Below are 7809 nucleotides of genomic sequence, written 5' to 3' on the forward strand. Positions count from 1 at the left end.
TTTTCATCAACCACACTCCTATAAAACTGCATATTTTATTTTCAAAAAGTATGTTCGAGTATTTACAATCATCCCTTCCCTTCTCCAAATAAAAACAAAACCTCAGCTATGTTGTATTAGCTGAGGTTTTGTTTTTTCACAAAGTAATTGTGTATTTGCTCTATCGCGTTAACATCCATTAATTCTTTACCGTACTCCATGATGCGATAAATGGTTGCTGTAGACGGATTACCGTATTCCGCTAAAATAGCTATAAAATCCGCCTTTAACAATTGAATTTGTTCCTCTTCTTCCACCCAAAGATAGAAGCGCTCATCCCACGTATATAGCTTTCCGCCAGTTACACCAAGGTTATATAAGCGATTCGACAGGTTAATTACGTCATCTAGCGTAGCAAACTCATATAATATATGCTCACTTTCATCTAGAGTCACTTGCATTTCAATAAACTCGTCACGGAACTCATCATCTGTATCCATTTCTTGATTTTCTTTCGTTACAATTACAACCATCCCTTGTGCTTGTAGAGAAAACACTTCAACTGCAATCGGACCATCTGCTTCAAACCCTAATTCCTTATTTGCTTCTTGCATCATATCACGAAATAATTGCTGTACTTTCGGTGCATTTCTCCATAAATCTTCTTTCGTTAATCCTCGTTCAGATAAATCATCAAATGTTAGAAAAATTTTTATCTTATTGTAATTTAATCGTTCCAGCCTCATCTCATACCCTCCCTACGTAACCAATGCATCTAATTTTTATTATATGAAATAGAAAATAGATGGTTCTTTTCGAACAACTATTCCGACATTTTTAACCATCCATCCCATTCTTCTTTCGTATCACCAATTAAGATTGTTTCAATGTCCAACTGGTTTAGAACGCCTAGCTTTCCGATAAATCCAACAGAAAGAGATTCCCTTTTTTCTTGTAATAAATTTATAAAGTTCATCGTCTTTTTCATTTCTTGTTCGTCAGCAAAAGATATAAATACATATTTCGGCTGTATTTCCTCTACCGCTGATAACATACCATCTTCAGCTAAGCTTGTCCTAATATATATCGCCTCATATCCTTTTAAGCGTAAATAAGTTGAAAAAATAAATCCTTTCAATGCATCCTTTTCTAACACAATAACTTTGTGTAAAGAGGAAAACATTGAGGCATTGTGATACACCATCCCTAGACGCGTTTGTAAAAATGATAGTGCATATTGAAATTGCACCATTGAAATCTCATTATTATTTTTTGACGTTAATAATTTGTCTGTCACTCGAAGAACAATACTGGCAACAACCTTCTCTGTTGAATATATACTAAAAGCTTCGTTTAATAATGCAGCAATTGTAATTTCATCAAATTTTAACAAAGCTTGTAGCAAATCGTCCACTAAAACAACTTCTTTATCGAAATGTATCTCTTTTTGAACTGTACTCTGCAAACGATTTTCTTCTAATAATTGAACTGCTTGTCCAATCATCATACCGGAAGAAACTTTTTCCATTAACCATTTTAAAATTTGAATATGCTCTTCTGTATATAAACGATGCCCAGCTTGATTCCGCTTTGGGGCAATAATTTGATATCGTCTTTCCCATGCACGAAGCGTACTCGGCTGAACTCCAATTATATTCGAAACGGCTTTTATATTGTATTTCCCATTAAGAGTTGGCATCATTTCCCTCCGCACAATGTAATGATGTGTGTTTGAGCAGGTGCTCGGAAACGAAGTGGTATCAATGTTGTTCCATACCCATTACTAACAAAGAGAATCGTATTTAAATGGTTATATACGCCACCTTTTAAATATTTTTTAGATGGGAATAATCGGATTTGCCCTCCATGCGTATGTCCACTTAAGACAAGTGAAATCTGTTCATTTCCAGACATTTTTTTTATTATATCAGGGTTGTGACTAACTAGGATACGAAAACCATCTTCTTTACAATCCGCCAATGCCAAATCTAGACGATCACGGTGCACTCCAACATCATCTATACCGAGCAAACAAATTTTCTCGCCTAATTCAGACTCAAATACCACTCTTGTATTATCTAAAACTTTTACGTTATTTTCTAATAATAACGCATCTAATTCATGATATTCTATCTCATAATCATTGTTTCCCCACACAAAATATACAGGAGCTATCTCTCTTAACTTTTGAATATTCGCAGAGATTTTTGATAAAGAGACACCTTTCTCTGCTAAATCTCCTCCGATAATTACGAGATCTACTTTTCCTTTTACTTGTTCAATTAACAAATTCGAAATGACTCTTCTATGAATATCAGAAATAAAAAACACATTTACTTTTTGAAAACTTTTCGGAAATTCTTTAAATACTAAAGTATGTTCCAACACCGTATTACGCATCGCTTCTTTATACATCACAAGAAGCAATAAAATCCCCATGCCTATGAGAGTACTGAATAATATAATCCATATCATATTTTTGACTCCCCTCCTCATAAAGATAATCCTAGGCTTTTATAACAAACGGTGATCGCTTAACTCACTAGCTTTCTTGCTTTGTGGACTTATCTTTTATCGGAATTTTTAATTCTTGACCTGCACTCACTTCATCTTCTTGCAAGTTATTATACTTTTTAATTACTTCAATTCCATTTCCATCTGAAAAATATTGCTTCGCTATACTTTCTAAAGTTTCTCCCTCTTTCACAGTATGCGTTATTACTTTTTCAGAATGTTTCTGCGACTCAGATTTAGCTGAATCAAAGAAGATTACTTCAAACGCACTTTTTCCGGCATTATTACTATCACCCTTCACCTGAATATATTTATCCGTGTACCACAAAATACTAATCGGCAGCAGAATGAATAGAAATGTTAAAACCCGGACGAAAATGTGATTTATTTTAAACTTTTGTTTTTTTTCTTTATTTCTATGAATTTCACTACGCGGCGGTAAACTTTCTTTTTCTTCCACTCGCTCAACTTCTAATTCCTCTTCAAAATCAGGAATTCGTTTCCTCATGTTGTTCACCACCACCTTCCATTTATTTTCTTAATTGGAGTCCCATTATAAAATCAACAAGAAAGTGTGCAAAGATTGTTATAAACAAATTTCCTGTCCATTCAAATACATAACCAAAGACAAAACTAATGAAACAGACGAAACAAAACAAAAATGGCTTTGTTATATAACGAATATGTAACACTGCAAATACGAAGCTCGCAATTACAATTCCAAAATGAGTCTGTACTACACCTCTAAATAAAAATTCTTCTGCAAAACCAATTAAGAACGTAATAACGAGTAAGTGTAGAACGGACATTCCTCGAAACATCTTATCGTTAATACCACCATCATCAAACCAAGACTCCGGAAACACTCGCATTGCAACATAATCTAATAACACAATACCAATCGCTAACAAACCACCGATAATAAGTATAGATACTGGTTCCCATTTCCATAAATTAAAGACTTCTTTTACATCTTGAAATAATATATATGCCAGTAAACAGCCAATACCGATAATAATTAACTGTGTTATATATAGATTCAGCCTTATTTCCTGCGGACTCATATCTTCAACATTATGCCTTTGAATGTTCATCATTCCTCCATCTTTTCTAGGCCGAAAAGCTTTTGTAACTCTGTTTCCCAATTATAGTCGAAATCCGATTGTTGCGCTCGTCTTTTTTTATAATCTTCTTTTATAATACCGCAATAATCGCAGCAATTAATTAACTCTTGCTCTTTCCTATAACCAAACTGTTGCAGCACATATTCACGTCTACACCCTTTAACTTGTATCCATGATTTCATATTTTCTAGCTCACTATATTTATTACGCAACCTTATTTCTACTTCAGCTATTAATCGGTTCATAATTTCATCTGACAAACCTTCTAATAATAATCTTCGTTGTTGTATAATTCCAACCTGTTCGAGATGATAACGAACGAAACGCCAATATTGCTCATTAAATCTTGCTGCATTATAACAAATTTCTTCTACATCTTCTATTGGCAATTCTTTCGTTTGAAACATTCTTTCTTGTAGTAAAGAAAATAAAAATTGTATTTGTGACTTACTTGGCAATTCATCCTCAATGATTGAAATTGGTAAATCATGATCCAGCGGACTACATAATAAAATAGCTATACTCGGTTCGCCATCTCTTCCAGCTCTTCCGATTTCTTGTAAGTAAGAAGCTATATTAGTTGGATAATGAAAATGAATAATATATCGTGTATTCGCCTTATTTACCCCCATACCAAATGCACTTGTGCATATTACAAGTTGCAATTGATCGTTCATAAACTGCTGTTGAATTAACATACGCTCTTCATGTTCCATACCACCATGATAAAAAGCTACACCAGTAACACCTTTCCCTCTCAAGTATTCCGTTAACCTTTCTGTCCACGCTCTACTTGAGCAATATACAATCCCCGGCCCTTGTAAATACATCACCTGCTCTAAAAGCGCCTCTTTCTTTTCTTCTATCGTCTCTACAAATTGCACATCCATTGCAATATTAGGACGATCAATAGAGTATACATGTTCCGCGGCACCCTTTAAATTTAAACTATTTGCGATATCCTGCAGTACCCCTTTTGTCGCTGTGGCTGTCAATGCTAATACTGTAGGAGAACCAATATTTTCAATAACTACATTTAGTTTTTTATAGTCCGGTCTAAAATCATAACCCCATTGAGAAATACAATGAGCCTCATCAACAACAAATAATGAAATATGAATTTTCTTCAATTCCCTAATTAATAACTCCGACTGTAACATCTCTGGTGAAACAAAAATAAATTTATATGAAGATAATTTTTTCATCGCTTCTCTTTTTTCATTTAATGTCCGAAAACTATTAAATGCTATTACTCGGTTTTTCACAACATACTTTAATTGTGTCACTTGATCTTCCATTAAAGATAATAACGGTGATACAACAAGCACTGTTCCTTCTCGCATAAGCCCCGGAAACTGATAGCACATAGATTTCCCTCTTCCAGTCGGAAGCATTGCTATCACATCTTTTCCTTCTAATAAATCTGTAATAACTCCTTTTTGACCTGGACGAAATTCAGAATATCCAAACCACTTATATAAATATTCTTCAAGTTTCATTTACACCCTCCATCCGCGCTAATACAAGACGAACTTCAAAATAAGAGATATCTTCTCCAACCGCTTGTTTCAAAACACGTAACTTCCGCGTTTGCAATGCTTCAATTACTTTTATTACTTTGTCTATCTTTTCTTTTTCCATAAACATTTCAATAGAAAAATCTTTTTCTCGCAAAGCAATTTCAACAAAATGATCTTCTATCGTTGCAACCTTTAAATTCCGAATCGTCGCTATTTCTTCTAAAGAACGTCCTTGTCTCCAAAAATTATATGTTTTTTTCGTGGATAAACTAAATAATTCAGCTCTCTCATTTGGATAAGATATAATTTCAGCTAATAGTGGAAATTCATTTTCTTTATCACGAACTTCTTGTATAAAGAAATGCATTGTACCCCAAAATAAAAAATACACCCTGAATATATCTTGTTTCGTAATTTCTGCTAATTGTTGCAATGTACAACCAATACGTTCATAACCCGTTAGTCGATATGTTACAATCGTCGCTTCTATCGTATTGCTCTTTTCTAAAAGATTATGTACTTCCGTCCATAGTTTTCTCGCCAACTCACTTCTCTTATATGGTATTCCTGTTAGAAAACGTTTCACCCACATCATTATTTCTGTATCTTGCTGAATTGGGATAAACTTCGTATTATTCTGTTGTAAATTTGATATAGTTTGAATAATTAATGATAATCTTTTCCAAAATGTTTCACCTAATTCACCATAATGTAAACCATGCAAATGCGCCGGAAAAGCATAAACTTCCTCCCATTTATGTAACTGCATTTTACCCGTAGGTGTTAACACATATGTATTTTCATGTATTTCTTGAATAAAATTCGCTTGCAACAACTTTGCAACTTCACCATCATAGTCATTTCTATTCAATGATTTGTATATTCCGAACAAAAAAGAAATTCGGAACATATTTCCATCTTGTAAAGTTTGCGAAGAACGTTTGCCCTTTAGTAAATAATAAATAGAAGAAACGGTTCTTTCACCATTCAATTGTTTTAAACAATGCAACAAAGTATATTGTATTTGCATGACCGCTTCCACCTTCCAATCTTAACTTCATTCTTTTCAGTACAATTACACTATCTACTTTCGCTCATTAAACTTATCATATAAGAACTATATACTTGTATATATTCTATTGTATCAAACGAAATCATATTTACGTATTTTGAAAATCTTATGACATAATTCAAAAATAAGTTGACACTCTAATTGATAAGCATTATCATTATAATTTTATGTTGAAAAGTTTTACAAACCGTTTTACAATAAGGTTATAATTTTTATGGCGAGCTTTTCACATACATATTATCAGGAGGGAAAAAAGATGGCAAAATATACAATCGTTGATAAAGATACTTGTATTGCATGTGGTGCTTGTGGCGCTGCTGCACCAGACATTTATGACTATGATGATGAAGGTATTGCATTTGTAACATTAGATGATAACCAAGGTATCGTTGAAATTCCAGATGTATTAATTGAAGATATGATGGATGCATTCGAAGGCTGTCCAACTGACTCAATTAAAGTTGCTGACGAATCATTTGACGGAGACGCTTTAAAATTCGAATAGTCTTTTATTAACTTCAAAAAATGCCCCTCATATTGATGAGGGGCATTTTTTGTATCTAAATTTTATTTTCCTTAATAAAAAACCATTAGTAGTTTCACACTACTAATGGTTTTAATATATATTATGCATTTTTCATTTTTGCAAACACCCATACTTTCAGGCGTGAGAATAATGCTACAAATACAATTGTTACAACAATCCCTTTAATTAAATTAAATGGTAAGATTGCCGTTACAACCGTTGTTCTTATAGCTTCGCTAGACATAGCCGGTGAATTTAAAAACCAAGTGTAAGCCGGGAATATGATGATGTAGTTTAATACACTCATAATAAGCGCCATTGTAATTGTCCCTAGCATTAATCCTGTAGTTAAACTCTTCACAGTACGATACTTTCTAAATAAGAAAGCTGCTGGTCCAATAAATAAACATCCTGCAATAAAGTTTGCAATTTCTCCAACTGGTACTCCCGTTAAACTTCCTTGAATCCCGTAATGTAAAATGTTCTTTATCGCCTCTACAATCACTCCTGCTACTGGTCCAAAGATAATTGCTGCAATTAGAGCTGGTACATCACTAAAATCAATTTTCAAAAATGGCGGAAGCCCTGGGAACGGGAAATCTAACATCATTAGTAAATATGCAATACTACTTAGCATCGCTACACTCACCATCTGCACTACACTGTTTTTTTGTTTCATCTTTCTCTCTCCTTTTCCATCGATCATCTCATGGAAAGTGGAAAGGTTCTGCTATGCCTATTTTTTCATAGAACGAAAAAACCCTTTGTGTTTTACACAAAGGGAGAATTTAAGGCACATCAAACAGACGTTCAAATCCATATCTTTTTTGAACGCTTGAACCTCCATCTTCTCCCATCCAGACTATACTGTCGGCTTTGGAATCACACCAAATCCTGCCTTAACGGCTCGCGGGCTTAGAACAAAATCATAAATAGTTCATCACCGCCGGTCGGGATTTTCACCCTGCCCCGAAGATAGACCGATATTCTATTTTCCCCTTCATTATACAACAACCTCATAACATTGTGAACTAAAAAATTGTAACTTATTTAAAATTAGTTATTTATTTTTCG

Annotated in this window: 9 protein-coding genes and 1 riboswitch; of the genes, 1 reads left to right on the forward strand and 8 read right to left on the reverse strand. The window is 33.8% G+C overall.

The annotated features are described in order from the left end of the window. Window positions 1-116: 116 nt before the first annotated feature. The 7 genes from ACQGS6_RS19030 to ACQGS6_RS19060 all read right to left on the reverse strand — a co-directional run bounded on the left by ACQGS6_RS19030 (window position 117) and on the right by ACQGS6_RS19060 (window position 6167). The gene (locus ACQGS6_RS19030) at window positions 117-725 is read right to left on the reverse strand and encodes a genetic competence negative regulator (RefSeq protein ID WP_001235402.1); all 609 of its coding nucleotides are present in this window, start codon (window positions 723-725) and stop codon (window positions 117-119) included. 77 nt (window positions 726-802) lie between these two features. Beyond that, entirely contained in the window at window positions 803-1678 is an 876-nt protein-coding gene (locus ACQGS6_RS19035; protein WP_001142650.1) for a MerR family transcriptional regulator, read from the reverse strand. Beyond that, window positions 1678-2454: a metallophosphoesterase gene (locus ACQGS6_RS19040; RefSeq protein ID WP_000637797.1), complete on the reverse strand. Its 777-nt coding sequence runs from the start codon at window positions 2452-2454 to the stop codon at window positions 1678-1680. The genes ACQGS6_RS19035 and ACQGS6_RS19040 overlap by 1 nt, the downstream gene beginning before the upstream one ends. Window positions 2455-2521: 67 nt before the next feature. Continuing rightward, window positions 2522-3001, reverse strand: a complete 480-nt coding sequence (locus ACQGS6_RS19045; protein WP_001231553.1) for a LysM peptidoglycan-binding domain-containing protein — start codon at window positions 2999-3001, stop codon at window positions 2522-2524. Between the two features lie 22 nt (window positions 3002-3023). After that, complete coding sequence (locus ACQGS6_RS19050; RefSeq protein ID WP_001025780.1) at window positions 3024-3587, reverse strand: CPBP family intramembrane glutamic endopeptidase; 564 nt, start codon at window positions 3585-3587, stop codon at window positions 3024-3026. After that, window positions 3587-5116, reverse strand: coding sequence for an ATP-dependent DNA helicase RecQ (recQ, locus tag ACQGS6_RS19055; RefSeq protein ID WP_000762979.1), 1530 nt, complete (start codon window positions 5114-5116; stop codon window positions 3587-3589). Before recQ ends, ACQGS6_RS19050 begins: the two co-directional genes overlap by 1 nt. Continuing rightward, window positions 5106-6167 (reverse strand): helix-turn-helix domain-containing protein, encoded by a 1062-nt coding sequence (locus tag ACQGS6_RS19060; RefSeq protein ID WP_001167008.1) that lies wholly within the window; start codon window positions 6165-6167, stop codon window positions 5106-5108. The genes recQ and ACQGS6_RS19060 overlap by 11 nt, the downstream gene beginning before the upstream one ends. Window positions 6168-6465: 298 nt before the next feature. Between ACQGS6_RS19060 and ACQGS6_RS19065 the strand changes: the two genes are divergently transcribed. Beyond that, on the forward strand, window positions 6466-6714 hold the full coding sequence (locus ACQGS6_RS19065; RefSeq protein ID WP_001151993.1) for a ferredoxin: 249 nt from the start codon (window positions 6466-6468) through the stop codon (window positions 6712-6714). Between the two features lie 121 nt (window positions 6715-6835). Here ACQGS6_RS19065 and ACQGS6_RS19070 read toward each other — a convergent pair whose 3' ends face one another. Then, on the reverse strand, window positions 6836-7414 hold the full coding sequence (locus ACQGS6_RS19070; protein WP_000810856.1) for an ECF transporter S component: 579 nt from the start codon (window positions 7412-7414) through the stop codon (window positions 6836-6838). Between the two features lie 162 nt (window positions 7415-7576). Continuing rightward, window positions 7577-7716, reverse strand: a riboswitch (FMN riboswitch). Between the last annotated feature and the right edge of the window lie 93 nt (window positions 7717-7809).

The organism is Bacillus sp. GMs2/2 (assembly GCF_050172095.1).
Lineage (GTDB): Bacteria > Bacillota > Bacilli > Bacillales > Bacillaceae_G > Bacillus_A > Bacillus_A cereus.